This is a genomic window from Pseudomonas sp. PsB, from assembly GCF_043658375.1.
GTDB lineage: Bacteria > Pseudomonadota > Gammaproteobacteria > Pseudomonadales > Pseudomonadaceae > Aquipseudomonas > Aquipseudomonas putida_Z.
Map to the genome: position 1 here is coordinate 54817 of NZ_JBIGLU010000013.1, position 23545 is coordinate 78361.

Here is a 23545-nt window from a genome sequence, read left to right on the forward strand (position 1 = left end):
GCACTATGCAACTGCCAATCAGTCGGCCATCGCTGGAACGCCGTGCTGCCCACCCGTTGCGTTTGAATGGTCCCCTTCTCGAAGCGGCACTGCACGATGTGGTGATCGGCGAAGTATGCGAGGTGCGCGGAAACTGGCGGGACACTGCGGTGAGCGCTCGCGCGCAAGTGATCGGCTTCAGCCCCGATGCGGTATTGCTCAGTTTGCTGGGTGATGCGCGAGGGTTGTCCCGTGAATCGCTGATCGTGCCTACCGGTTCATTGCTCAGCCTGTATTGCAGCGCTGCCATGCTCGGTAGTGTGATCGACCCCCAGGGGCGGATAGTCGAACGTTTGGCCCCCGGCGATGCATTCGATGGTCGCGATTGTGCAGTGGATGCCGCTCCTCCGGCCTACCACGAGCGTCGCCCGGTAAGCCAGCCGATGGCCACCGGCGTACGGGCGATCGATGGCCTGTTGACGTGCGGCATTGGTCAACGCATCGGCATCTTTGCCGCGGCGGGATCAGGCAAGACGTCGTTGATGAACATGTTGATCGCCCACAGCGAAGCCGATGTGTTCGTCATCGGGCTGATCGGAGAGCGGGGGCGGGAGGTCACCGAGTTTGTCGAGACGTTGCGTCATTCGGATAAATGCACGCGGTGTGTGGTGGTGTACGCGACCTCGGACTTCTCCTCGATCGACCGCTGCAATGCAGCATTACAGGCAACGGCAATCGCCGAATATTTCCGTGATCAAGGCCGGCAGGTGGTTTTGATGCTTGATTCGATGAGCCGGTATGCCCGTGCTCGCCGCGACCTCGCGTTGGCGGCGGGTGAGGCGCCGGCGCGGCGCGGTTATCCCGCTTCGGTGTTCGACTCCCTGCCGCGTTTGCTGGAACGTCCGGGCGTGACCGTCAACGGGAGCATCACCGCGTTCTACACCGTACTGCTGGAAAGCGACGATGAACCTGACCCTGTTGCCGAGGAGATTCGCTCCATTCTCGATGGGCATATCTACCTGAGCCGCCAGCTGGCCGCCAGCGGTCATTTCCCGGCAATCGATGTGCTCCGTAGTGCCAGTCGGGTGGCGCATCAAGTCACCGGACACGATGTTCAGCAACTGGCGGCCAACACCCGCAAGGTGTTGCGCCGCATCGAGCAGCTGCAGGTATTGCTCGATTTGGGGGAATACCGATCCGGGGAAAATGCGGCTAACGATCAGGCCATGGCCTGTCGCGAAGCGTTGATGGCGTGGCTTTGCCAGGATTTGAGCGAGAGATGTGCGCCTCAGGCCGCGCTGGAGAGCCTGCATGGTCTGCTTGGCTAGTGTCCGGCGGCTGCTGGAATTCAGCGACTACCAGCAGCAGGCGTGTGAGCGAGGGCTCGATCAGGCCTTGCGCGCATTGGCTTCGCTTCAGCGTGAGTTGCAGGCGATCGAGCAGCAGGCTCTGGGGCTCGATGAGCTCATGACAAGTCAACGTCCCGAGGACCTGCGGTTGAGCCATGCGCAGTTGCTGGCCCTGTTGCGGCGTCAGGCTGTCATTCGGCGGCAGATCGGTAACCTGGCGCTGGAGCGCATCCGCGTGATGGACCAGCACCAAGAGGCGGTTCAAGGGGTCGAGCGTTTGCAACGGCATATCAAGGCGCTGCAGAGAAAGCATATGAAGTACCAGAGTCTGGAGCAACGTTTGCTGGGCGAGCGTCGTTCACGTCTGTGGCGCCAGGAAGAACGTGACATTGATGAACTATTGGTGAATTGGAAATGAGCGTAGTGCGCCCTCTTGTAGTGGCAGTCCGCCCGGTCAAAGATTTTTTACCCTCCGATGAGCTCGGCCATGAAGTTCAACCGCACGTCTCTGAAGACCGTAAGGCACTGGACGACTTGCCGCAGGGCGCGCTTGTAATGTTGGCGCAGTTGCAGCCACTGCGCGAGCTCCCGCTAAAGCCATCGCTGGCAGCGCTGCGCCCAGAGGCCGAGACTGAGTCCAGGTCGGCCAAAGTATCGGTGGAACAGACGATACATGTGTCAATGAAGCAGCCTTCCGTGCCTTCATCGCCGGCACGGGTTGATGCTCGACCTGCCTTGAAGGCTACGCGTTTACCGATCGCTGCGCAGGTGCTTGTTCAGGCGTCCGTTGCCACTGCGCTCGCCACACCCGTTCAGGCTGCCATCGATGCGTCGGCCCAGCAGAAAGTTCCATCGTCGTCTACCCGCTTGCCGGTCGCCATGCGGACACAGGAGCTTGATCGGACCACTGTTGTCAGTGCGCTCTGGGCCTGTGATCGAGCTGTCGCCGACAGAGCGGTCAAGCAGGAAACGCCTCAAGCCTTACCGGCGCAACCACTGCCTTTGCTGGAAAAGTCACTGCATTTGCACCGCGTAACGCACTCGGCGGTGGCTGCCAACCCGACATCTGAACCGAAGCCGGCGCCTGAAGCCAGCACTGCCCAAGAGGGTAGGGGCTATCTTCAGGTGCCCTTCAGCAAAGGTAATGCTGTGGGTCTGATCACGGTCAGCAAGGCGGGCGGCGAACGCCCCGAGCAGTTGTTGCTCAATCCAGACAGCTCGTTGGTTTCCAGCTATTTGAGCGACAACCTGGCGCAGGTGCCGGATCCGCGTTGGCGTTTGGCTGATCAGCAGAGGCATGAACACCGTGACCGTCATCAGCAGGAGCGAGCGGAGGAGGAGTTCGAAGAGGAGAGCCGTCAAACGCTTGGAGATACAGGGGAGCAGGGAGGGCAGCAGGCGTGACCTCCACCCTGTTGTTGCGCTGCGTTGCGCCACTTGATTATGAGCGGCGCCATGCCGTGGCCCGCTGGCAGCGTGAGGGGCACCCTGTGCGGTTGAGCCAACCCTCGCCACAGACACGTTATCTAGCCTTCTGGGCCCAAGGTTGCCACGGCCTCTGGCAAGGCATGATCGGGGCTCGCGAGTGGTTGCACGCCGTGGCTCCGCAGTGGTCGCAATGGCTGCTTCAAGAGGGCACAGGCCAGGAGGCTCTGGAACTGTTCTCGGCGGTCAGCCGGCCCGTCGAAGTTGCGCCCGAGCTGCTGGACTACCAGCGCCTGTTCGCGTTCGAGCTCATTCAGGGAGAGGCGCTGCAAGGGGCTTGTCTGCCCTGCATTGCAACGCCCCAGAGCGACGTGTGGGTCGTGGAAGGGCCGAGCCAGCGCAAGGAGGCTTCGCGCCCGCTGCAAGCCTGGTTGCAGGCCGTGCCGCAGGTCCTGCGAGTCGTGCTCGGTAACAGCGAGCTGGCTCGGTTGCCCTATCGGCAACTGGCGATGGGCGATGTGCTGGTCATCGCCGAGCAAACCCGACAACTCTTCATGGCCGACCTGTGTATCGGCCAGTTCACCTTTGTCAAGGAAGGTCTGCACATGCAACTCCCCCCTCCGGATAACCTTTCGCCGGCCGCTCCCAGCGTGCTATCGGAGCTGCCGGTCAAACTTGAATTCGTACTGGGCGAACTCACCCTGAGCCTGGCTGCGCTCAACGCATTCATCGAGGGCCAGGTGCTGCCCCTGGAATCCACGGCCTTGAGCAACGTTGAAGTTCGTGTCGCTGGCAAGTGCATTGCTGTGGGTGAGCTGGTCCAGCTAGGCGATCGCCTGGGCGTCGAGCTGCGTGAGGTGGGGCGGGGCACGGGTAATGAATGACGTTTCAATGATCGGGCTGTTGGCAGTGGCTTCGTTGTTGCCATTCCTGATTGCCGCGGGCACCTGCTATATCAAGTTCTCGATTGTCTTCGTTATCGTACGCAACGCTCTGGGCTTGCAGCAGGTGCCATCGAACATGACCCTCAACGCCGTTGCACTATTACTGGCGATGTTCGTCATGAGCCCCGTGGTGCAACAAGGTTATGACTATTACAAGGAAAACCGGGTTGAGTTCACCAATATCGATGCGGTGGTGGCGTTCCTCGATAACGGCCTGGGCAGTTACCGCGAATACCTGACCAAGTACACCGACCCAGACCTGGCGCAGTTCTTCGAGCGGGCGCAGATCGCGCGCGAGAACCCGAATGCCGTCGATGGCGCGTTCGATGAAAAGCTGAAACCCTCGTTGTTTGCGCTGCTGCCAGCCTATGCACTGAGCGAAATCAAAGCCGCCTTCAAGATCGGTTTCTATCTGTATCTGCCCTTCGTCATCGTCGACCTGGTGGTCTCCAGTATCTTGCTTGCCCTGGGCATGATGATGATGAGCCCGGTGATCATCTCGGTACCTATCAAGCTGGTGCTGTTCGTTGCGCTGGATGGCTGGGCCCTGCTTTCTACCGGACTGGTTGGGCAGTACCTGTCCCTTGCTCAGTGAGGATCCGCGATGAATGATCTGGTGTTTGCCGGCAACAAAACCCTGTACCTGATATTGGTTCTGGTGGCCTGGCCGATCATCGTCGCCACGCTGGTGGGGTTGCTCATCGGCCTGTTTCAGACCGTGACCCAGCTTCAGGAGCAAACCTTGCCCTTTGGCTTCAAACTGCTGGCGGTGTCGGTCTGTCTGTTTCTGCTTTCTGGCTGGTACGGTGAGACGTTGCTGGGTTTCAGTCGGGAAGTCATGCGCCTGGCCCTGAAGTGAATCGCGATGAACGTAAGCCTTTTTTTTGACCTGCATGGCTGGCTGGCCGGTGCAATGGTTTGCTTCGCTCGCCTGGCACCGGTTTTTTTCATGTTGCCGTTTCTCAACAGTCGCGCACTGACCGGAGCACCGCGAAATGCCGTGATCGTGCTGGTTGGCATGGCGCTCTGGCCTTATACCGCTGGCACGTTGCCGCGCCTGGACTCGCTTGGCTTCTACGGGTTGTTATTGCGAGAGGCCGGCGTGGGCGTGATTCTCGGCTGCCTGTTGTCCTGGCCGTTCTGGGTGTTGCACGGCATGGGCAACCTGATCGATAACCAGCGCGGAGCGATGTTAGGGAACACGATCGATCCGGCCAACGGCGACGACACCTCGGAATTGGCGAATTTTCTCCAGCTGTTCGCGGCAGTGATTTACCTGGAGGGTGGGGGAATGGCCTTGCTGGTGGAGACTCTGAGCCACAGCTACCAACTCTGCTCGCCGGTATTCGGATGCGAACTGCGGATTGAGCCGTTGCTCGGCCTGATCGATCCGTTAATCAGCAAAATGCTGATTATCAGCGCGCCGGTGGTGGCGACCTTGTTGCTCACCGAGGCGCTGCTTGGTCTGCTGGCGCGTTTTGCACCGCAAATGAACGCGTTTTCGGTGTCGCTCACTGTCAAGGGAGCCATCGCGTTACTAGTGTTGCTTCTGTATTTCAGTGCACACCTGCCTGACGAAATACTGCGCTTGGCCTCCAAGCCGGATCAGCTGGTGGACTGGATCGTACCACCGCAGGCCCGCTGATATGTCCAGCGCCTCGAAAACTGAAAAACCCACGGCCAAGAAGCGTCGCGACGCGGCGAAAAAGGGCCAGACCTTCAAGGCCAAGGATCTCTCCAGTTCCTGCCTGATGCTATGCGCGATCATCTACCTGACGAGCAATGGCACCTTGCTGGAGCTTATAGAGGTTTATCGGCGCATCATCGCTTCGGGTTTTGCTGCCGATCAGCAGCGTTATGCCGCTGAACTCGGGGTGCTGTTGCTCAAGGTCGTGGCCCCGCTGATCGTTGTGTGCTTTCTCGCCAGCGCCTTGCCCACGTTGCTACAGACCGGTCTGGCTATTGCCAGCGAGGCCCTGAAACTTAACTTCGGAGCACTGAACCCGGTTAACGGTTTCAAAAAGCTGTTCAGCCTCAGAACAGTAAAGGATTCCATTAAATCCCTGTTATATCTGGGTAGTTTTGTCATTGCCTTCTGGATGGTCTGGCTGACCCAGCGGCATTTACTGTTTGCACAACTCCATGCGAAACCTGTCGACCTGTTCCCGATCTGGGGGCATTTGTTGCTGGTGCTGGCGCTGGCTTTTCTGGGCTGCATAGTGCTGGTCGTCTTGCTCGATGCGCTGTGTGAGTACTGGCTGTACATCAAGGATCTGAAGATGGACAAGCAGTCGGTCAAGCGCGAGCACAAGGAGCAGGAAGGCAATCCGGAAATCAAGGGGCGGCGGCACGCGCTGCACCAGGAACTGCTATCCGAGCAAATCAAATCCGACATTCGTGGTTCGCGAGTAATTGTCGCCAATCCCACACACATCGCCGTGGGTATTTACTTCCGTCCGGAAGTCACAGTGATGCCGTTTATCTCACTGATGGAAACCAACCAGCGGGCATTGGCCGTGCGCAAGTACGCGGCTGAAGTAGGCGTGCCGGTGATCAGTGACATTGCCCTGGCCAGACGCATCTTCAAGACCCATCAGCCCTACACCTTCATACAGATGCAGGAAATCGAAAACGTCCTGCGACTGCTGGTCTGGCTCGAGCAGGTCGAGCAGGCCTGAGGGGCTCCTGCGAAGCCGAATGCAGGCATGAGTGATTCACGTACACCACGATGAGCGGTTTGTGACGGCGCCCCTTGCCTTCAGCTGGCTCAATAGCCCTGTCAGCACCGCTGAAGAAACATTCAGGAGTAAGTAGTCATGAGTAGTCGAAAACATACAGAGCAGGAAGAGGACCGGATTGCCGAGCATGTGATGCAGGCCGTACTTGATGGTGCATCGCTCAAAGAGCTGCGCGGCGTCAGTACCGAGCAGATGGATGGCCTCTACGCCTTTGCCTATGAGTTCTATGAGCAGGGGCGTCTGGACGATGCGGAAAAGTTTTTCCATTTTCTCTGTATCTACGACTTCTATAACGCGCAGTACTGGATGGGGCTGGCGGCGGTGCATCAGCTCAAGCAGAACTATCAGAAAGCGGTCGATCTGTATGCCGTGGCTTTTGCCCAAGGAAAAAATGATTACCGCCCGATGCTCTATACCGGCCAATGCCAGCTGGCGCTGGGTAAAGCCGGTAAGGCCAAGTTGTGTTTTGAGTATGTCATCGAGCATGTTCAGGAGCCGGGTATGCGCGAGCAGGCTCAGGCTTACCTGAATGCGTTGACCACTATCGACGCTGATCATGCGGAGAAAGAGTTGTAATGGATATCAGGGCTTTGTACTCACGCCTATCCCCAGAAACGCTGGCCCGTCAGGCCGGCAGGGAACGTTATGCCGAAGCGGCGAGTAAAGCGGCCAACACCAAGGCCTGGCAGCGCGCTGCCGATACGGCATTGGCCAACCTGCAAGGTGTGAGCTACGCCGCTCAGTCGCAAGGTGGCAACACTGCTGCGCCAGGGAGGCCGCTTCTGGCTTCGCCACTGCCAAGTGCTGAGCGTGCGAAAAAGGGGTCTGAAGACAGGTTCACCTTGTTGATGGCCTCGCTCATCAACCTGCTGGGTGACGTCAGCCTGGAGTCACTCAAGTCGCGCATGGAAATCCTCAGGTCGGCAGCCAAGGCCAGCGCTGAGGGCAACAAGGCATTATCAGACGATTATCTGAGTGCGCTGGCGGAATTGAACGCGGCTGTCGCCTATGCGAGCGCATCCGAGGAAGAGCTCTCCGCAGCCAAGGCTAAAGTCGACAGCGCGCAAAGGGCGCTGGCCGATGCTGAAACGGCGCTGTCGAAAACCGAGCCGGGTACGCCCGAGCATGCAAAAGCCTTGGCGGCCCGTGATCTGGCGCAAGGCAACTTGACCGCCACCCAACAATTACTGAGCAAGGCCGAGCTGAAGTATCTGGCCGCAGTCAAGGTGGCTGGAGAGGCGGGCAAAAAGGCTGAGGCCCTGGCCAGGTCGGTGGAAAACGCGGGGCTGGGCGACAAGCCGGTGCTCGATGGCATGAAGCGTCAGCTGAACGCGGCTGCGACCATGGTGTTGCTGATGACACGTTTTGCAGAGTTGATGGGCGAAAGCGCTGAAAACAAGATTGAAGCGGAACTGGAGTTGTTCCGCAGCATGCAGGCGGCACGTCAGGAGTACCTGGAGAAAAAGTCTGAAGAGTACCTGGAGCAAGTGCGTAAAGCCGAAGCTGCCAGCAAGGCGGCGGGGTGTATCGGCAAGATTCTGGGCGCTGTGCTGACCGTGGTCAGTGTTGTCGGGGCTGCCTTTACGGGCGGAGCCAGTCTGGCGCTGGCAGCGGTCGGTGTGGGATTGATGGCAGCGGACATGGTAGTCAAGGAGTTGACCGGGGTGTCGTTCATGGAGAAGGCCATGAAGCCTCTGATGGACAATATCCTCGGCCCGATGATTCAGGGCATCGGTAAGGGGATTGCCGATCTTCTGAAGAAGGCCGGCGTCGATGCGGCGTCGGCCGATATGGCGGGGATGATCATGGGCGCAATCGTTGGTGCCGTGGCCATGGTCGCGGTACTGGTGGTTGTCGCGGTCGTTGGCAAGTCCGCTGCGGGCCGGGTCGCCAGTGCGATGGGCAACATGTTCGGCAAATTGGCCAACAAGATGACGCCACAAATGCTCAAGCAGGCAGCACGGGCGGTGAGCAATGGTTTTTCCAGTGTCATGACCAAGGCCCGTTCCAGCATAGGCCTCAAGTCGGATGCAATCTCCCTGGATATGTATGCATCGCGTCTGGCTGCTTCAGTGGCAGTCGTAGAGGCGGGTGGTGTCGCTGCCCAGTCCGCGTTGGAAACCAAGTCGGGTATTCACCAGCGCAACGCGGCGCAGCACCTGGCCGACTTCCAGTTCGCCAAGGTTATCTCCGAAGAGCTGAAGAACTATCTGAACGACATGGTCCAGCTCTTCGAACAGTCCATGAAGGCCAAGGATAACGCCATCAAGCAAGCCTTCAGCATCCAGGACAGTATCAACAGCAGCAGCTTGAACATGGCACGCAACATTTGATTCAACAGGGTCAGCACTCATGGATTTTTCAATCAGTAGTCGTTCCACATCGGTAAGCAGCCTTGAGGTTGCAGAGGTCGCAGGTAAGGTCGTCAATCAAAAGCAGCCGTTGTCGATCAGCAGTATCAGTGGACGGCTTGATGCGCAGGTGTTGATGTCTCGGCACACTCAGGCTGTCGAAGCAATGACGGCTCAGCAGTTGAATCAGCACCTGGCTACCTCGGGGTTCAGCGAGAGCGAAAGCCAGGCGATGATGGGCTTGTTTTTTGCCACTGTGCTCCAGCAGGAGAAAGAGGGGGCCGAAGGTGCGGTGAAAGATCCGGTGGCGGACCTGTTGTCGTTCGATCCCGCCGCGTGGGAAAAACATATCGGTGTGTTGGTGGCGTCGATTGTCGCGCTCAATGTCGCACGCAAATCGAGCGCGGAAATGAGCGGCAAGTTCACGCAGATGGCTTATGAGGCCGCCACTGCACAAGGTGTTGCAATCATGGCCGGTGGTGAGGCCGCGATGTGGGCTGCGGTCAGTGGTGCGGTCGTTGCCACCACCATGGCCGTCGCAGGTGCCGGGTTGTCCTTGCGCGGGCAGAGCCAGAAGCATACTGATATCAAGATCAAACAGTCGGCTGCGGCGAAGTTCGATGCGCAGGCCCACCAGATGCGCGTTGACTTGGAAATTGACCCGAGCAAGCGGGCAGTCCTTGAGTCGAAGATTCGTGAGGCTGTGGACCAGGCCACGGAAGCGCGCATGAAAAGTGCTCTGCAGGCAAAAACATACGAGCGCAACCTGACTGTTGGCGGTGCCACCAGTTCCATGGCGATGATCATCAGCTCCGGGTTGTCCGCCATCCTGCGTTTGCAAGAGTATTCAGAGCGTCAGCGCGAAGTGCTGCATCAGTCCGAGCAGGGGCTGAACAAGGCGGTCAGTGATGTTGCCAACCAGAGTGTCAATGAAAATACGGCGCTGCTCAGCAAGATACTCGACGCCATCCAGCAGTTGGTCGACAGCCGTGGCTCTACCCTGAGCGCAATCGCCTCTGTACGCGCCTGAGCAGGAGATGAATCATGGAAATTGTCACTAGGTCCTGCCCTGCCATTGCGCTGCGTATCGATCAGCCTGCGGATGAAAAGGTTGGCGGTCATGAGGTCGATCATCGTCCGCTGCCGTCGGCGGCTGAACGTTTTACGCAGTCGTTGGTGTCTCGGTTAGGTGGAACGGTGCTCGGGAAAGTAAAGCCCAGTCAGGTTCAGGGGCATTTGCTGGAAGCCGAGTTACGCAAGTGGGCAGCTCTTGCGCACCCTGCTAGCCCCAACATCCAACAGTGGAAGGATGAAACGCTCAAAAAACTAGGCGATTTGCCGTTGGCGCCAGAAGCTGTTCGGAATACGTTGAGCCCGTTCAGTGGCAGCGCCGATTTCTTTGAGCAGTTGCTGGCGATGATCGGTTTTATCAAGGGCGAATACCTGGAGATCTACGAAGCGCTGCTGACCAAATACTCGGACTTCTACAAGGCATTCAACGAAACCATCATGGCGAAGATGGGGGACTGGATAACGGGCAAGTCGGACGGTAAGGAGGTCGAAATCAGCGGGGAATTGCGCGCTGCGTTAGAAGCGCTGCGTAATAAGTATCAGCAAGCCCCGGATGGCGTCCTCTATCCTGTTTCGGGGTCTGCGACACAGGAACAGGCACAGAAGTGGGCCAAGGCCTTGGGGTTGCCCGATTCATGTGTGCAGCCTGATGGCCAGGGTGGTTATCGAGTGATGATGGACTTGTCACCGCTGGATGCAATGATCGCAGCAGCCCCCAACGGTACCGTGAAGTGGGATACCGCGAAATTCCAGGCTTGGCAAACCGGGTTTAATAGCCAGGAAGGCGATTTGAAGAACCAGCTACAGTTATTCACTACCAAGTATGGTAGCGCCAACTCGTACCACGAGAATTTCAACAAGATTCTCTCGTCACAATTGAGCCAGTATGCAGAGATGCTCAAGGCGATCGCGAGCGGAATTGGTTGACAACGACGTAAAGGTGACCTTGGCTATGGCAATGCGAAATGAAGCGAATGATGAAGCTTGAAATAGACGCCCTCATCATCGCGATACTCGCCGATACACTCGTGGTCGATGTCGAGACCGTTACCTCAAACGCTCGCTTGGTGGAGGACCTTGGTGCGGATTCGTTGAATTTTCTGGAAATTGCTCTGGAGATCAACCACTTTCTGGGTGTTGAGCTGTCTCCAGAGGGCTTAACCGGTATTCGTGAGGTGGAGGATCTTTATCGCTTGGTTCATCAGGCAATCGCTCAGGCATCCGTCTAGTCCCGCTCTGTAAGTACGTACCGGTAAAGGCGCGTAGTTATTGCTCGGCAACATTACCGTATGGCATGCGCTGCCGACTCAATGATGAGCAGGGCGTTCGCTTGGGTATTGCTGGTTATTCTCCAGTGAATTGTAGAAAAATCGTAAATATCATTGGGATCAGTTTCCCTATAGTTGATCACTCACGCCGGGGCGCGGGTTTGATTTGCCAATGTCACGGTATATCCAACGCATTGGGGGAACTACGTTATGGAAGGGGGAACTGATCAATGGCCAAAGCGCTCGTTTGCTTTTGGCCAATGCATCCTGCAGGAAGATGGGTTGCTTCTGCGTGACGGTACCGGGCTGCACATTCCACCCAAGGAGTTGCATGTACTACGGCTATTGCTGAGTACGGCGGGTTCGCTGGTGCTCAAGGACTGGTTGCTCGACCAGGTGTGGCCCAGCTGCAACGTGGCCCAAGAGTCCCTTACCCGCTGCATTTATGCACTGCGCAAGTTGCTGGGGCGTGAGAATGGCTACATCAAGACGGTCTATGGCAAGGGTTATCGGTTTGTAGGGGAGGTGGTCGAACGAACGGTCTTGCCATCCTCCCCGTCATCGGTGCCCGCGTCATTGGCCTTGCCGTTGCAGGTGCAGGATGATGAGCGTGGCCTGGAAATGCAGTGCGAACTGGTTCGCCGACTGGCCGCCGCATTCGGCGAAAGCCTTAGTGTGATGCCGACGGGACAGACAGCTAATGCGCAAGCTTCAGATGATTGCCAGGCCATAGTCGAGCGAATGACGCCTGATTGTTATCTCAGTGTTCGTTGTATTGACGGGGCCGACCGCAGGGCGTTGTTGGTCGAGTTGGTTCGTGGTCGCGATCATGGATGTCCGTGGAAGTAATGTAACTCATCTTGGTCTTGACCTTTGAATTTGTTGTTTAGTTGATCAGGGACGACAGTTTTTCCCGTGGATTGCGGGATCGAGGCTGGTCAGCGACTTTTATATAGCCGGGTTCTGATTGTCTGTATCAGGCTTTCCTCATAATCTGATCAGGATTGTCTATATGCTACTCCCTATGATCGCTTGCAAGTAGAAGCGTTAAGCACTTTTTATTTTGATAGACCGGGTGGTGAACAGCATGCAGGACTCTCCTGCAACGCAATGCGTCCTGAGGGTGTTCAGTGGCCCGCTGCAGGGTTGTGAATTTGTTCTGGCGCAGCGGCGTACTCTTTTCGTCGTGGGTCCCGAGGCAAGGTTTTGCACAGCCGAGCATCCGTTGAGTGTTCCGGAAGATGCGATCTACATTCCGCTGGAGTGCGATGGCCGCAACTTTGAGGTTTTGCTTGACGATAATGACTGCTCGGGATGTGTCGTTCGCATCTTGGGCGACGAAGGTGCGGTTGAGCGCCTCATTCCATTCCAGTCACTGGAAAATATATCGGGGCTGCCAATCGCCGTGCGCCCATTCGATGAAGTGTGGCGTGGCGAGTTGCTGGAACAGAAACCGTTTGTGCTCGCAGAGCCCGAGCAGGCTCGAACGTCCATTTTCGTCTCGCGGCGAGTGGTTGTTGGGGCGGTGCTGGTGATAATGGTCGGGTTGGCGATTTTCGGTGGGTACGCTTCTCGGCATACACCTGTGTCGAATGTTGAGGCGCTGATTGCCGGGGGCAACAGCAGCATGGTCGTCATTTACGGCCGCGACCGGGCGATTTACGTCTTCGCCGACTCCGAGCGTGATGCCGCGTGGGGAAGGCAGGTATTGGTGCGCAATGGGTACTCGGCGACACAGGTGATGACCACATACGACGAGCGCCGCCGTTTGGAGAGTCTGGTGTCCAACCTTGCTCCGCAACTCGCCTATCACCGTATGGATCTCAGTGATCCGGTTGTTCCGCGATTGTTGATCAGTCGTCAACGCAGCCTGCTGGCACCCGGATTGCGGCGTCGCCTGGAGAGCGCTTTGATCGCAGTCGCACCCTACGTTCGCGAAATAATGATCGTACAAAGTGACGATGACGAACTCCTGCATCTGGCCGAGCAAGGCTTGCAACGCTTGGCATTGCCCTTTACTCGGCACAAACATGCTGACGGTGTGACCTTTACAGTCGAGGGCAGTCTTGAGGACGCTGAGTTACAGGCCCTGGGTGACTTTGTCGCAGCGTTCGATCGGCAATGGGGTGAGCGGTACGTTCATTTCGCGATCGAGCTCAAAGATGACTGGCTCAAGGGCAAGTCGTTCCAGTATGGCCCCCAGGGCTACATCAAGATGACGCCGTCATCCTGGTACTTTCCTAAACCTCTTTGATAATAACGGTTGATATATGAGTACGGTTTCAAATCCCATTGAGTTTCATGATGATTTCCTGGGCCGACAGGCTCAGAGCTTCGAGGACGGCGCTACCGGTCTCAAAACCAAACTCGATGAGGCACTGGCCGCATTGCATGAAGATGCGTCGGACCCCACGCTATTGGCGGCCTATCAGGCTGCATTCTCTTCCTACAATGTGTTCCGTAACGCTGCGACCAATACGATCAAGGGCTTCAAGGAAATTGACACGGCGATAGTTTCCGCCGCGCGTTAAGTCTCGCGTTTCCGCTCGGCTGGCAGGTATTTCGTATGTCAGCCGGCACTGTTCTTGTGGGGTTCCTATGTTTGTTTCTTCCCTGACGTCAGTGAACCTGAGCCCGCTTCGGATGGCCGAATTGGCGCGTCCCGAGCCTGGCTCAGTGGTTTCCCTGGAGGGTCGTTTGATCGAGAGTTTCGCCAGCTCCGCTGTGGGCACCGAGCGTGATCATGCAAGGATCAATGCCATGCTCAAACGCCCGGATATCACCAACCCGGAAGTGTTGAGCGAATTGCAGCTGCTCACTGCGCAGTACAACATAGATGTCTCTTTACTCAACGTCCTGGTCCGTAAAACGGTGACTACGGCCGAAACCTTGTTGCGTTCGTCATGAGGGTTTTTGCCTGGCTTGCGCTGATCAGCCTGATGCTGGTTGGCTGTCGACAACCGAGTTTGCTCGAAAGGCTTGACCAGCAGCAGGTCAATGAAGTGATTTCGGTACTGCAGCGCAATAACATCACTGCGACCAAAGTGGATAACGGTAAGGCCGGATACTCGGTGCAGATCGCGCAAGCGGATTTCGCGGCGGCGGTCGACCTGTTGGCCCTGTATTCGCTGCCCTCCAAGCCGCGTGTCGAAATCGCCCAGATGTTTCCTGCGGACTCTCTGGTCGCTTCGCCGCGAGCCGAGAAGGCGCGTCTGTACAGTGCGCTGGAGCAGCGCCTGGAGCAGTCGTTGAATACCCTGGAGGGTGTGGTTTCAGCACGGGTACATGTGAGTTACGACCTGGAGACCGGAGAAAGCGGGCGCAAGGTTGCGCCCATCCATGTCTCGGCGTTGGTGGTGTATGAGCGTGACAGCGAGCCACAGCTACTGATTAGCGATATCAAGCGTTTTCTCAAGAACAGTTTCTCGGCCGTGGACTACGACCATATCTCGGTGGTCTTGTCCAAGCGGGCTTTAATTCAGCATACCGCCCCCTTTCCGGAGCCTCGCGCCTACGCGTTTACCTGGCTCTATGGCGTTTTCGTCTTAGGCATCCTGGCTGCGCTAGGGTACTGGGTCATGCGGTATCGACAGTCGAAAGAGATCGAGCATGCTTCGCGGAACTGAAGCGCTGCGCGCCGTCCTCCAGCAGCCGCTGGACTATCTGCATCCTCACCGGGGTGTTATGCCAGCGCTGTTTGGCGAGCCGGCAGCCCGGGCGTTGCTCAATCAATCGTTGCTAAAAGGCTTGAAACTCAGTTGCCCCGACCCGCAGCAGATCGAGCGCAATCCATGGACTGATTGTTGGGTCGCGCATTGGCGGGATTTGCCAGCAATCGCTCGCCTCATGGGGGCGCATCTGCTGTGGCCGCAACTGGCTCGCGGGGCGCGCATGCGTCAGCTCGATGCGTCGACAAGAGCCTTCGCCCGTATCGAGCTGGGTAATCGGCCAACGGTCGCGATCTGCGAAGCGCAAGCACTTGAACCGTCGCTCGACGCCCTGGGACTCGCTGCCTTGACAGCCTGGCGTCACTACATCCCGGAGGCGCTCATGCAGCGTCTGTTCTTGCAGTTCTCGCCGCGAGTGGTCGAGGTGCAGCAAACCTTGCCGATACTGGCGCCGAATTCGTCACTTTTCATCCTGGCGGTACAACATGCTCGAATCCATCAGAACGCTTGCTGACATTCCTTCGACGGATGCCCTCCTGCTGAGGCATGAAGAGCGCACTGCTGCGCGCAATTGCCGGTTGTTGATGCAGCAAGCCCGCGAACGAGCCAAGGCCTGTATGGCAGAAGCGCAACAAGACGCAGACAGTGTTCGTGCGAACGCCTTTCAGGAGGGGTATGCCCAAGGCGTGCTGCAAGCCGCTGCTGGCGTGAGCGGGCTTTTAATGCAGTCGCGAGTGATGGCAAGCGCGCTACAGGCGGAATTGGTACAGGCCGCCCGGTCATTGCTGGGGGATTTGCTGATGGACGACCGTCTGCTCGATGAACTGCTGCAGCGCTGGCAGGCGGAATGGGCAGGTCAAGGGCGAGAGCCGCTGCAGATTATCCTGCCACTGCGGTGCAAAGCCCAGCAGGTGGAGCTGAAAAGCAAGTTGAAGGGCTTGGGAGTCGACAGTGTGGATATCCGTTTCCATGCCCAGGAACGTTACCTGTTTCGCTTGGCGGATCAGGTGGTCGAGCTCGACATCGGCGCCACACAGGAACGCCTGTCGCCGCGCCTGATCGCCCAGCTCAAGCAGTTGCCGGAGAGCGTGCGCCAGCTCGACGAAGCGTCGAGAAGCTTTTTTATCAGTTGGGCTGCCGCCCTCGACAAGGAAGGTTCTAGCCCGCTTCATGTTTTGGAGTTGGATAACGGCAATGATCATTGATAACGCCTCGCCCACAGGCGCCGGCCAGGCCCCGCGCCGAGGCACCGAGACGATTGTGCCCCTGGATCGGCGTATGGGGCTTCAAAGCGCGGAAACCAGCGCTGATCCGGATCCTGAGTTTGCTCAGTTCTACGATGAGTTCATGAAGTGGATAGCGTCCACGACACCCTCGCCGGGCGGTATTCAGGGTTACTTGAAACAATACGCGAATGCCGGTGGGGAGTTGCCTTATAAAACTACGCAAAAGCAGATGGATGTATTGACGCAGGTGATGGTGCGGATGAAAGAGCAGGGCTTGGAAGAAAGTGCGACTTACAAGGAAATAAGAGTTGCGCTGGTGTCGGTTGCCTCAACCGGTATGTTCGTCAAAGAGTTTATGCAGGAGGTGTTCAAGCCTTCTGAGGATGACGACAGTCGCGAGAATATCGGTTGGTAATGATAGGTTCGTATATTAAGTGAGTGATCAGCCGTTTAAGGATTCTTCGAACAAGTTGCAGTTAAAAATCGCCTGACCACCTGATCCGGGTCGCCCACGAGCCAGATGAGCGTTTCCGACTTCGAGTAAAGATGGAGTGAGTCGCAAGTCCTCGCTAGCTACCTGACCTAGCTTGGGGGATGGTACTCAATACCTAACGGAAGGTAACAGGTTCGTGCGGTGGGGGTGATACTCGTTATCTATGTGAATATAAATGTAATGGTGGGTGGGTAATGGAACATTTAAATGGCGTGTATGACCCTGTGCGGGTGGAAGTAGAGTGCGAAATCAGTAAGCTGTTGGATGTTCTAAAAGAGCAGCATCAATTGAGTAATATTAATTTCTATGATCTCAGTGAGGTTGCTCTGCGCTTGGAAAGTGGGGATTTTTTTTATCTGAAGTATGAGTGTGATCTAGAGAAGCTAGTGCTTTTTTTTAAAATAGTAATGCCGATGCCTCTTACTGATAAGGAGTTGGGCGAACTGGCTGAGCTACCTTGTTACTTCGAAATAAATTCAAGTGGTGATGTACTGTCTCTTGAAGATAATGTTCTGGTGTATTACAGAATCATTAATTCAAGCGATATTTGTACTGGTCTGCTGGGTGAGGTGTTTATGGGCTTGTTGAAGGGGTATATAAGTTTAAATGCTTGTCTTGGTCGTCGTTAATGTTGGGATTAAAGTAGAGGGTGATGTCTATGTATGGTATCAATAGAGCTGCAGTTGTTATGTGTGCGCTCTCCGCTAAGAGTTCCGAGGCGGAAGACAGAGGCGTTCTGAGAAATGCTAGCGTAATAACATCTGCTCAAGCCAAAGAACTGAGGCAGGTGATGGATAGGTTGAATTTACATACCTCAAGTCCGCGTGAGGGAAGGCCTGTATTTTTACAACCTGTTTCGTTCGCCAGCGTATTGCCGTCTAAAAGTATGGAGGCGATAGTTGGGCGTGGTCAGGTTAACGTGGAGGCGAATGTTTTTGACCAAGATCCCTATAGAACAACGGCAGAAAAAAATAGAATTATTGAGGTGGCCATTGGCAAGGGGTTGGCGACCAGTGACAGGCTTAACGCGATAGCCAAGGCGATTAGGTTGAATTCTGGTGCGCCTATGAGGTTTGGGGATTTTACGCCTGAACAGCAAGAAAGGATTCGGCATGAAAGTAAGAATATTGGTGGGGCAAAGGAACTCATTGCTGATAAAGACAATTTGGACGCCCACGTGCTAGCGACACTGATAAAGGCTGAAGACGAGATCTATAATGTCCCAGGGATGGAAAGGCGGCAGTGCATGTTTAATCATGTGCGAACTCCAGATAATCCAATCTTTCCTTGGAACTCGCATCGGTTTGATTTGGAAATATGGAAGGTCAACAATCCCATTCAGTATCCGGCAGGTGTGGCCAACTTGATAGCGGATAGATGGAATGACTTGGTTGCCAGCAAAGGCGATGAACCAAATTACTTTAAAGACACATTCGGAATTGCTGATCATCGTGACGGGATTCTGCACATTTTACAGGGCATGGAACCGTCCGCGCGCAAGGCCTTGTTTGAAACCCTGAATGTTAGTTGGAGCACAGAGACATTCACCGATGACGAGGCCAACTCTAGGGACAGTAACCCCTTGGGAAGTCAGTTTCGTCAACATACTACAGGGGGGTTGTCCAATGTGGTTAGGTGGTCAGATACAGAGGACAAAAGTGTCAACCAATGGGTGCTTGATGCAGTCGCACACGGCAAGCCTGTTCTCTCTGGTCCTAGCGGGCATACCCTACGGTATTTGAATCACTACGCCATGTGTCGTGAACTGTTGAGCTATGACAAGGATATTGATATCAGTCAGATTCCCACACTTGAAGAGGCTCGACTGGTGATGTTGGGCAATCTACTTCCTCCGAAGAATCATCACTCTTACCATGAAATCATGCTCGCTTCTGTCGGTGTCTTTGATGGTGAGGCAGCATTGGGGTATAGCAATAAGTTAAACTACGATGACCTGAAGTCAACATCCATCGGTAGTGAAATTTTAGCCAGTGTCTTGAAGTAGTGCTGTATAGTTAAAGGGGCGCTGGCGTGACCGGAGTCATGCCAGTCCCGGACTTGTAAAATATGATGGGTTTTCTGCGGGTGGAGATTTTAATCGTTCCCTTGGTCGTCTGAGCTTTCGCTGTCTGTGTCAAGCGAAAAGCAGGTTACTACCGGTGCTCCATAAGACTGAAGTGTTTCTTGGTGTAGTATAAAACCATCTCTGATTTTTAACGCCTTTTTCAATGCTTCATGAGCGTCGCGACTGTGTAAGGCATGCAGTGCCAGGTGTTGTACTTCGTGTTTGAATGCCATCCCAATCCGCTCGGAACTACGCCATAATACAAATTTGTTATTTTTGGGGTCGAAAACGCCACCGTTGGTACTGCTGTGTTCAACTTCTTTGCATACGGCGCAGGGCACAAATCTTCCTGCCATATTTACAATTATGTGTTGTCCTGCTTGCAAGTCTAATTTAGCAATAGCTTCGTCGTAGATGATGTCGGCAGATTTGGCTAAGTATTCTTCAATGGTCTGTTCTGCATGCATCGTCTCGGTTACACCTTCTGGTAGGTAGGGCTTCGATTCCATGTTCTGGGGAGGAGAATGGACCATGATGTGGCTAGAGGCGCCGAAGCGTTTGATGTCTTCGAAAACCTTGAAAATCGTCAAGAAGCCGGCTTTGCATTGTAATGCGATGGTTGACTTGGTCAAATTGGTGCCAGGGCGGATACCTCTGTCGTGAATAATTTCCGTATGAGCCTTGCTTATTGTCGTGAGCACAGAGTCGAGGGAGGCGAAGGTCTCCATAAGCTTCCTATGGTGTCTGGCACGTCTGGCGCTTAACACTTTATCCCAGTCTTCCCTTTCATGAGGTTGAACGCGTTCCTGGGCAGATTTAAATAGGCCGCTGTCTGTCAAGGCAATGCGGAGCGCTTCTTGAATCTTGTCTGTGTGGAAATTGGATGAAAGATGCAGTAAATTGCAGAATACACTTGCCTGAACTTCAAGCGGGTTGCTGTTTAGTTTCAGGTTCATCGCAGTGTTCACTGCGAGTGATATTTGCCGCAATGCTTGGTTTAAACGGTCATACCCTTGATATTTTTTGGGGGGAGGCGGGGAGATATTTTTGCGAATTAACGTGTTCGCCACCGTATGATTTATATAAAAGGCTGGGCGACTCTCAGCGATGTTGTGGTGTTTTAGGTTTGTGCTCAGATCTCCTTTTTCTCCAAATACAATTAATGTAGTAATGTCATTCAGGTTAGTTTTTTCTTGATCCGATACCATCGTGGTATTGGCGAATACGCTGATAGGCGTCTTGCTCCTTGTTGTCGCTTCTGTGAGCGAGGCAGAGCGTTGAGTAGCTATGGTATTGAGCATGCTTTGCAAGGGAGGCTCCAATATTATTGTGTGGGTATAGCTATCTAGGCTCTGTACGAAAACCAAAGAAACCCAATTGGCGCCCTCCGGAAGCTGAAATTCTGTAAGGTTCCTGGCCATCTACGGACAACCCGTCATCCCGATGCGCTCAATGAAGGGCAAAACTCACCCCTGGCTTACCCAGACTGTTTGATCGGCCCAAATACCGACAGCACAACATCATTGAGCGCATGTTTGGCTGGCTGAAAGAGAACCGCCGCATCGTGACACGCTTCGACAAGCTCGCAAAAAGCTATGCAGCAATGGTCTCACTGGCTTGTTCCATGCGGTGTTTGCGACATCTCTTTTCGTACAGAGCCTAAGCAATAACTCAGCATCGTGCACAGGTCGGCATTCGACATGCTTTGGCCATGCCGATGGCTTGATCCGAGGTTTAATTACGAGTGCGCCAATCCGCTATCTGTTGCGCAGAGGCGTGGAACTCGACGCTAGGTGCAGGCGATTCCACATCGGGATGTTGCTGGCGTAGCGTCTCAAGGACCTGCGCATGGCTCTGACGGAACTGCGCGAGCTTCTCAGAACCCTCTGGGCTGCAGCGCTCCGCTACCTTCTCCATCCGTTGGTACAGGTCAGGCTGATGCGTCGCGACGGAATTGCTGGGGACATAGGGGGTGTTGGCTGCGGCAGCCTCGGCAATAGGGAAGGTTTCCGCAAAAGTGTGGTACCCGCCAAAGTTCATGAAAGCGGCAATACCCAAGCCGGCAGGCAGTGCAAGTGCCGCATTGCCGTAAATGGATTCCGGGTTCAGCGTATTGAGCGCCAGCAGAATATCGCAGGTACCTCCTGATTGTGCCCCCGCAGAGGGTAGCCCTTGAAGATTACTCTCCATCGCGAACGTGCCAAAGACCTGCCAGCGATTAATGCCGGTGCCATGTAGCATCGCGTATTGGTCCAACATGTCGGTCAGGCCTAATTGTGTATAGGCTTCAGGCACATTTTCCATATCTGTCTCCGACATTGTGAAGGGACGGGTCAGGTCGGCAATCGGCGCCCCTTCACGAGCTATGGCATTAATATTCTGATTGCGCTCGCCTAGCACTGCACGCAAGGCAGCTTGCTCGACGCCATCAGGATCGGCGGTATTTTGCACTACCAGACCAAAACCCAAGCCCAATTTGGCCGCATCCTCATATACCCCCTTAACCGGGCGTCGCACTCCGCCTACTTCCACCATCGGCATCCGTTCGCTGCGGGCTCGACTTAGCGGGCTGTCGAAGGCTGGTGTACGGGTCTTGCTTGAAAACTCCTTAAACCGATCGGCGAAGTCGTTTGCCTGGGCATCAAAGCCTGCTTCCCGCAGCAGGGCCGCGCACGCCGCGCTATTGGCTGCCTTATGCTGCGCATGAAGTTCAGGCTGCTTAAGGTGTTCTACTGGGTTCATCAACTGCCAGACGGTAGTGCCAAAAGCGCTCAGGGAGCGGATCTTCGTCAGAAACTCGACATGACTCTGTTTGCCGGTTCCATTGAGCAGGCCCTGTAGTGGCGTGCTCAAAGTGTCCAGCAGCCATGGCTGCAGCGCTTGGTCGGAGCTCATCATTCGGCCGATCTGATCGGACTGCGCCGACAAGGGCGCGATAGACGCCTGCAATACGTCGCGCAGAAGCTGCTCCCGTCCCTGGTAATAGACGAGCGTTCCTCCAGCTTGGCTCTGCTCGCTAAAACCATGCCGCAACAAGGTGGCGAGCATCAGGGCTTGCTGGTCGAACACATCGCCTACCTTGCCCGGATGGCCCAGCAAAGACATGCTGGCGCCCGCCTCAAAGAACTTGCTGTTGCTAATCGCTTGCTTTTGCGCATCTGATAAGGTCACGGCTTGCGGGCTGCTCTTGGCCACGCTTTCCGGTTTGCCTTGGGAGTCCATACCAAAGATGGCATTCAAAGATGGGCCGGATCTGCAAATAAACATGAGAATTTTTCTTATCGGAAGTGAGCTTCACATCCTGTCTTGAAGGGAGCGGTCGCGCTTGCAAAATGCGCCCATCCTATTTTGTGACACTTCAAGGGGGAGTAAGGTCTTGACCCGAAGTCACGATGTGTACGAACCAGGGAGAAGAGGTTGGCACAGCGGTTGGATTGGATATGTCACAGCGGGCGATCAATACCGTGCTGTTGAACCTGAGTCGGGAACGCAGCGTTCCTTCTGTCCTGATGTTTTGCCCTGTGTAGACGAGAGTGCCCTCGAGCACTTCGACGGCAGTGTGGTAACCCAGCCCAACTAAAAGGCACTGGCACCTGCCGCACGAGCATAGCGCTGCGCTTTGGTTTGCCAATTAGGTTTCACGTGAAAACCTGAGACTCTGAGGTTGGCGGCCCGCTTTCCGTCGAGTGGTGATCAGGCCCACAACCCGAACAGAACCAACGCTGCTACACCAAGCCCGAGCGCAATCGAGCAGCCGCCCAGCGACAGCGCTGCCCGGCCTTGCCGGTACCAGCCGTCATGGCCCAGTTGCCGTGCCGGCGCCAACAGGCTGCGCCAACGCAGTTCAGTTTCGTGAAACGCCTGCAGGTTCGCCGTATCCGCATCCAGCCAGCGACGAAAGTCGATCCGCTCACAAGCAGTCACCTGCGGGCTCTGCAAGCGCACATACCATTGCCCGGCAACACTCGCCAGCACATCCCGGCGCGAGCGACCGGCCTGCAGTGCCTGGTCCATGTGCCGCTCGATGCTCGCCAATGGCAGGTCCAGGCGGGCGGCGATGCTGGCGAAGTCCAGTTGGTCGAGGCGGTTGAGCAGGAATACCTGTTGCACACGCCGTGGCAGGCGTTTCAGGGCGTGCAGCAGGGCGTCGTCGGCATGATGTTCGGCAGCAGGGGTTGGGTGCTCAAGGGGCAGCAGCAGACGGGTCATGGACAGCTCCTTGCTCTATGGAGGGGGAGGGATGGGGGCATCTTCCGTGATGCGTGATCAGCGTAGGCGAAACGAGATTGATTCTCAAGTGCTGATTCCGCAAAGTTTTGTAATGAGCGTTCACGCCCTGAAACACCTTTGCTATCATGCGCGCCATCACGATCTTCATTAGCCTGAAGAGCCAAAAAAAAGACCCAGCAAAAAGCTGGGTCAAAAACCGTGATTAGCCTGATGAGGAGATAATCTGAGAGCGACCTAAGCTCCAGGTTATCCAGCAGATCTCGCGATCAGCTGAGTGCAATAATAATCGTTATCATTTGCCAGTCAAATGAATTTTCGCTAATCCGGTAAAAAAGTTTTACCGGTGCGCTTCCTTGTCCCGGCAATCGGGGCCTTCGCCGTTACCCGGCCATCACGTTCTCTCCCTTCCTTCTTGCTTACAAACCCGATTCCACGGTGCGTTTGTGCTCGAGCAGTGCGCGCGCCATGTCCATCATGTGCATCAGGGCAAAGGTCAGTTCGCGCTGGCTGCCGTGCTGGTGGGTGGCGGTTTCCTGCGCGGTGGCGGCGGCACAGCGCAGCAGGGCGATGGCGTGTTCCTGGGCCTGGTCGCCGGTTACACCCTCGTGCAGGGTCCAGATCCTGTTGTCCAGGGTGGGGCGCGGCGGGTTGGGGTTGAGGTAGTAGTCGAGGGCGCGGCGGGCGGCTTCGCTGTCGAGATCTGTTTCGTCGTTTTTCGGTGGTTTCATCCTGATACCT

At 55.8% G+C, this 23545-nt stretch carries 27 protein-coding genes and 1 pseudogene; 24 read left to right on the forward strand and 4 right to left on the reverse strand.

What is annotated here, in order from left to right:
- Nucleotides 1-5: 5 nt before the first annotated feature.
- The 23 genes from sctN (at nucleotide 6) to ACGLHT_RS17045 (ending at nucleotide 18517) form a co-directional block, all read left to right on the forward strand.
- Entirely contained in the window at nucleotides 6-1307 is a 1302-nt protein-coding gene (gene sctN, locus ACGLHT_RS16935; protein WP_038408217.1) for a type III secretion system ATPase SctN, read from the forward strand.
- The gene (locus ACGLHT_RS16940) at nucleotides 1291-1746 is read left to right on the forward strand and encodes a hypothetical protein (RefSeq protein WP_025339850.1); all 456 of its coding nucleotides are present in this window, start codon (nucleotides 1291-1293) and stop codon (nucleotides 1744-1746) included. The genes sctN and ACGLHT_RS16940 overlap by 17 nt, the downstream gene beginning before the upstream one ends.
- On the forward strand, nucleotides 1743-2732 hold the full coding sequence (locus tag ACGLHT_RS16945; protein ID WP_137164409.1) for a hypothetical protein: 990 nt from the start codon (nucleotides 1743-1745) through the stop codon (nucleotides 2730-2732). Before ACGLHT_RS16940 ends, ACGLHT_RS16945 begins: the two co-directional genes overlap by 4 nt.
- On the forward strand, nucleotides 2729-3637 hold the full coding sequence (locus ACGLHT_RS16950; protein WP_025339848.1) for a FliM/FliN family flagellar motor switch protein: 909 nt from the start codon (nucleotides 2729-2731) through the stop codon (nucleotides 3635-3637). Before ACGLHT_RS16945 ends, ACGLHT_RS16950 begins: the two co-directional genes overlap by 4 nt.
- On the forward strand, nucleotides 3630-4292 hold the full coding sequence (locus ACGLHT_RS16955; RefSeq protein WP_274120741.1) for an EscR/YscR/HrcR family type III secretion system export apparatus protein: 663 nt from the start codon (nucleotides 3630-3632) through the stop codon (nucleotides 4290-4292). Before ACGLHT_RS16950 ends, ACGLHT_RS16955 begins: the two co-directional genes overlap by 8 nt.
- Before the next feature lie 9 nt (nucleotides 4293-4301).
- Nucleotides 4302-4556 carry an EscS/YscS/HrcS family type III secretion system export apparatus protein gene (locus ACGLHT_RS16960; RefSeq protein ID WP_025339846.1) on the forward strand — a complete coding sequence of 85 codons (255 nt, stop codon included), beginning with the start codon at nucleotides 4302-4304 and terminating at the stop codon, nucleotides 4554-4556.
- A gap of 6 nt (nucleotides 4557-4562) precedes the next feature.
- Entirely contained in the window at nucleotides 4563-5342 is a 780-nt protein-coding gene (sctT, locus tag ACGLHT_RS16965; protein ID WP_137164406.1) for a type III secretion system export apparatus subunit SctT, read from the forward strand.
- 1 nt (nucleotide 5343) lies between these two features.
- Nucleotides 5344-6375 carry an EscU/YscU/HrcU family type III secretion system export apparatus switch protein gene (locus ACGLHT_RS16970; RefSeq protein WP_274120742.1) on the forward strand — a complete coding sequence of 344 codons (1032 nt, stop codon included), beginning with the start codon at nucleotides 5344-5346 and terminating at the stop codon, nucleotides 6373-6375.
- Between the two features lie 138 nt (nucleotides 6376-6513).
- Complete coding sequence (gene sicA / locus ACGLHT_RS16975; RefSeq protein ID WP_025339843.1) at nucleotides 6514-7011, forward strand: type III secretion system translocator chaperone SicA; 498 nt, start codon at nucleotides 6514-6516, stop codon at nucleotides 7009-7011.
- Nucleotides 7011-8768 carry a type III secretion system translocon subunit SctE gene (sctE, locus tag ACGLHT_RS16980; RefSeq protein ID WP_274120743.1) on the forward strand — a complete coding sequence of 586 codons (1758 nt, stop codon included), beginning with the start codon at nucleotides 7011-7013 and terminating at the stop codon, nucleotides 8766-8768. Before sicA ends, sctE begins: the two co-directional genes overlap by 1 nt.
- 19 nt (nucleotides 8769-8787) lie before the next feature.
- Nucleotides 8788-9816: a hypothetical protein gene (locus ACGLHT_RS16985; RefSeq protein ID WP_137164403.1), complete on the forward strand. Its 1029-nt coding sequence runs from the start codon at nucleotides 8788-8790 to the stop codon at nucleotides 9814-9816.
- Nucleotides 9817-9830: 14 nt separating this feature from the next.
- Nucleotides 9831-10784 (forward strand): IpaD/SipD/SspD family type III secretion system needle tip protein, encoded by a 954-nt coding sequence (locus ACGLHT_RS16990; protein WP_137164402.1) that lies wholly within the window; start codon nucleotides 9831-9833, stop codon nucleotides 10782-10784.
- Between the two features lie 38 nt (nucleotides 10785-10822).
- Nucleotides 10823-11086: an acyl carrier protein gene (locus ACGLHT_RS16995; protein ID WP_137164401.1), complete on the forward strand. Its 264-nt coding sequence runs from the start codon at nucleotides 10823-10825 to the stop codon at nucleotides 11084-11086.
- A gap of 249 nt (nucleotides 11087-11335) precedes the next feature.
- Nucleotides 11336-11974, forward strand: a complete 639-nt coding sequence (locus ACGLHT_RS17000; protein WP_274120744.1) for a winged helix-turn-helix domain-containing protein — start codon at nucleotides 11336-11338, stop codon at nucleotides 11972-11974.
- Between the two features lie 238 nt (nucleotides 11975-12212).
- The gene (locus ACGLHT_RS17005) at nucleotides 12213-13379 is read left to right on the forward strand and encodes a PrgH/EprH family type III secretion apparatus protein (protein WP_249352884.1); all 1167 of its coding nucleotides are present in this window, start codon (nucleotides 12213-12215) and stop codon (nucleotides 13377-13379) included.
- A 16-nt stretch (nucleotides 13380-13395) separates the two neighbouring features.
- Entirely contained in the window at nucleotides 13396-13656 is a 261-nt protein-coding gene (locus tag ACGLHT_RS17010; protein ID WP_025339837.1) for an EscF/YscF/HrpA family type III secretion system needle major subunit, read from the forward strand.
- A 112-nt stretch (nucleotides 13657-13768) separates the two neighbouring features.
- Nucleotides 13769-14032: a type III secretion system inner rod subunit SctI gene (sctI, locus tag ACGLHT_RS17015; RefSeq protein WP_337993877.1), complete on the forward strand. Its 264-nt coding sequence runs from the start codon at nucleotides 13769-13771 to the stop codon at nucleotides 14030-14032.
- Nucleotides 14029-14751 (forward strand): EscJ/YscJ/HrcJ family type III secretion inner membrane ring protein, encoded by a 723-nt coding sequence (locus tag ACGLHT_RS17020; RefSeq protein WP_137164398.1) that lies wholly within the window; start codon nucleotides 14029-14031, stop codon nucleotides 14749-14751. Before sctI ends, ACGLHT_RS17020 begins: the two co-directional genes overlap by 4 nt.
- Nucleotides 14735-15307 carry a hypothetical protein gene (locus ACGLHT_RS17025; protein WP_137164397.1) on the forward strand — a complete coding sequence of 191 codons (573 nt, stop codon included), beginning with the start codon at nucleotides 14735-14737 and terminating at the stop codon, nucleotides 15305-15307. The genes ACGLHT_RS17020 and ACGLHT_RS17025 overlap by 17 nt, the downstream gene beginning before the upstream one ends.
- Nucleotides 15279-15998 (forward strand): oxygen-regulated invasion protein OrgB, encoded by a 720-nt coding sequence (locus ACGLHT_RS17030; RefSeq protein ID WP_170978860.1) that lies wholly within the window; start codon nucleotides 15279-15281, stop codon nucleotides 15996-15998. Before ACGLHT_RS17025 ends, ACGLHT_RS17030 begins: the two co-directional genes overlap by 29 nt.
- A complete protein-coding gene (locus tag ACGLHT_RS17035; RefSeq protein WP_137164396.1) occupies nucleotides 15988-16434 on the forward strand; it encodes a hypothetical protein in 447 nt (148 codons plus the stop codon). The genes ACGLHT_RS17030 and ACGLHT_RS17035 overlap by 11 nt, the downstream gene beginning before the upstream one ends.
- A 272-nt stretch (nucleotides 16435-16706) precedes the next feature.
- Nucleotides 16707-17141 (forward strand): hypothetical protein, encoded by a 435-nt coding sequence (locus ACGLHT_RS17040; RefSeq protein WP_137164395.1) that lies wholly within the window; start codon nucleotides 16707-16709, stop codon nucleotides 17139-17141.
- A gap of 29 nt (nucleotides 17142-17170) precedes the next feature.
- The gene (locus tag ACGLHT_RS17045) at nucleotides 17171-18517 is read left to right on the forward strand and encodes a hypothetical protein (protein WP_274120746.1); all 1347 of its coding nucleotides are present in this window, start codon (nucleotides 17171-17173) and stop codon (nucleotides 18515-18517) included.
- An 89-nt stretch (nucleotides 18518-18606) separates the two neighbouring features.
- Here ACGLHT_RS17045 and ACGLHT_RS17050 read toward each other — a convergent pair whose 3' ends face one another.
- The gene (locus tag ACGLHT_RS17050) at nucleotides 18607-19887 is read right to left on the reverse strand and encodes a hypothetical protein (RefSeq protein ID WP_137164394.1); all 1281 of its coding nucleotides are present in this window, start codon (nucleotides 19885-19887) and stop codon (nucleotides 18607-18609) included.
- A 118-nt stretch (nucleotides 19888-20005) separates the two neighbouring features.
- On the opposite strand from ACGLHT_RS17050, the pseudogene ACGLHT_RS17055 reads away from it, so the two are divergent.
- Nucleotides 20006-20240, forward strand: a pseudogene (locus tag ACGLHT_RS17055) (IS5/IS1182 family transposase); the annotation flags it as partial.
- 71 nt (nucleotides 20241-20311) lie between these two features.
- On the opposite strand, the gene ACGLHT_RS17060 reads toward ACGLHT_RS17055, so the two are convergent.
- The 3 genes from ACGLHT_RS17060 to ACGLHT_RS17070 all read right to left on the reverse strand — a co-directional run bounded on the left by ACGLHT_RS17060 (nucleotide 20312) and on the right by ACGLHT_RS17070 (nucleotide 23535).
- Entirely contained in the window at nucleotides 20312-21817 is a 1506-nt protein-coding gene (locus tag ACGLHT_RS17060) for a hypothetical protein (RefSeq protein ID WP_274120747.1), read from the reverse strand.
- A gap of 453 nt (nucleotides 21818-22270) precedes the next feature.
- A complete protein-coding gene (locus ACGLHT_RS17065; RefSeq protein ID WP_137164392.1) occupies nucleotides 22271-22786 on the reverse strand; it encodes a DUF4880 domain-containing protein in 516 nt (171 codons plus the stop codon).
- A gap of 437 nt (nucleotides 22787-23223) precedes the next feature.
- On the reverse strand, nucleotides 23224-23535 hold the full coding sequence (locus tag ACGLHT_RS17070) for a DUF6124 family protein (RefSeq protein WP_025339827.1): 312 nt from the start codon (nucleotides 23533-23535) through the stop codon (nucleotides 23224-23226).
- Nucleotides 23536-23545 lie beyond the last annotated feature (10 nt).

Coding starts and splice junctions, on each gene's coding strand:
- sctN (WP_038408217.1), top strand. CDS start 6: ATGCAACTGCCAATCAGTCGGCCATCGCTGGAACGCCGTGCTGCCCAC.
- ACGLHT_RS16940 (WP_025339850.1), top strand. CDS start 1,291: ATGGTCTGCTTGGCTAGTGTCCGGCGGCTGCTGGAATTCAGCGACTAC.
- ACGLHT_RS16945 (WP_137164409.1), top strand. CDS start 1,743: ATGAGCGTAGTGCGCCCTCTTGTAGTGGCAGTCCGCCCGGTCAAAGAT.
- ACGLHT_RS16955 (WP_274120741.1), top strand. CDS start 3,630: ATGAATGACGTTTCAATGATCGGGCTGTTGGCAGTGGCTTCGTTGTTG.
- ACGLHT_RS16960 (WP_025339846.1), top strand. CDS start 4,302: ATGAATGATCTGGTGTTTGCCGGCAACAAAACCCTGTACCTGATATTG.
- sctT (WP_137164406.1), top strand. CDS start 4,563: ATGAACGTAAGCCTTTTTTTTGACCTGCATGGCTGGCTGGCCGGTGCA.
- ACGLHT_RS16970 (WP_274120742.1), top strand. CDS start 5,344: ATGTCCAGCGCCTCGAAAACTGAAAAACCCACGGCCAAGAAGCGTCGC.
- sicA (WP_025339843.1), top strand. CDS start 6,514: ATGAGTAGTCGAAAACATACAGAGCAGGAAGAGGACCGGATTGCCGAG.
- sctE (WP_274120743.1), top strand. CDS start 7,011: ATGGATATCAGGGCTTTGTACTCACGCCTATCCCCAGAAACGCTGGCC.
- ACGLHT_RS16985 (WP_137164403.1), top strand. CDS start 8,788: ATGGATTTTTCAATCAGTAGTCGTTCCACATCGGTAAGCAGCCTTGAG.
- ACGLHT_RS16990 (WP_137164402.1), top strand. CDS start 9,831: ATGGAAATTGTCACTAGGTCCTGCCCTGCCATTGCGCTGCGTATCGAT.
- ACGLHT_RS16995 (WP_137164401.1), top strand. CDS start 10,823: ATGAAGCGAATGATGAAGCTTGAAATAGACGCCCTCATCATCGCGATA.
- ACGLHT_RS17000 (WP_274120744.1), top strand. CDS start 11,336: ATGGAAGGGGGAACTGATCAATGGCCAAAGCGCTCGTTTGCTTTTGGC.
- ACGLHT_RS17005 (WP_249352884.1), top strand. CDS start 12,213: ATGCAGGACTCTCCTGCAACGCAATGCGTCCTGAGGGTGTTCAGTGGC.
- ACGLHT_RS17010 (WP_025339837.1), top strand. CDS start 13,396: ATGAGTACGGTTTCAAATCCCATTGAGTTTCATGATGATTTCCTGGGC.
- sctI (WP_337993877.1), top strand. CDS start 13,769: ATGGCCGAATTGGCGCGTCCCGAGCCTGGCTCAGTGGTTTCCCTGGAG.
- ACGLHT_RS17020 (WP_137164398.1), top strand. CDS start 14,029: ATGAGGGTTTTTGCCTGGCTTGCGCTGATCAGCCTGATGCTGGTTGGC.
- ACGLHT_RS17025 (WP_137164397.1), top strand. CDS start 14,735: ATGCTTCGCGGAACTGAAGCGCTGCGCGCCGTCCTCCAGCAGCCGCTG.
- ACGLHT_RS17030 (WP_170978860.1), top strand. CDS start 15,279: ATGCTCGAATCCATCAGAACGCTTGCTGACATTCCTTCGACGGATGCC.
- ACGLHT_RS17035 (WP_137164396.1), top strand. CDS start 15,988: ATGATCATTGATAACGCCTCGCCCACAGGCGCCGGCCAGGCCCCGCGC.
- ACGLHT_RS17040 (WP_137164395.1), top strand. CDS start 16,707: ATGGAACATTTAAATGGCGTGTATGACCCTGTGCGGGTGGAAGTAGAG.
- ACGLHT_RS17045 (WP_274120746.1), top strand. CDS start 17,171: ATGTATGGTATCAATAGAGCTGCAGTTGTTATGTGTGCGCTCTCCGCT.
- ACGLHT_RS17065 (WP_137164392.1), bottom strand. CDS start 22,786: ATGACCCGTCTGCTGCTGCCCCTTGAGCACCCAACCCCTGCTGCCGAA.
- ACGLHT_RS17070 (WP_025339827.1), bottom strand. CDS start 23,535: ATGAAACCACCGAAAAACGACGAAACAGATCTCGACAGCGAAGCCGCC.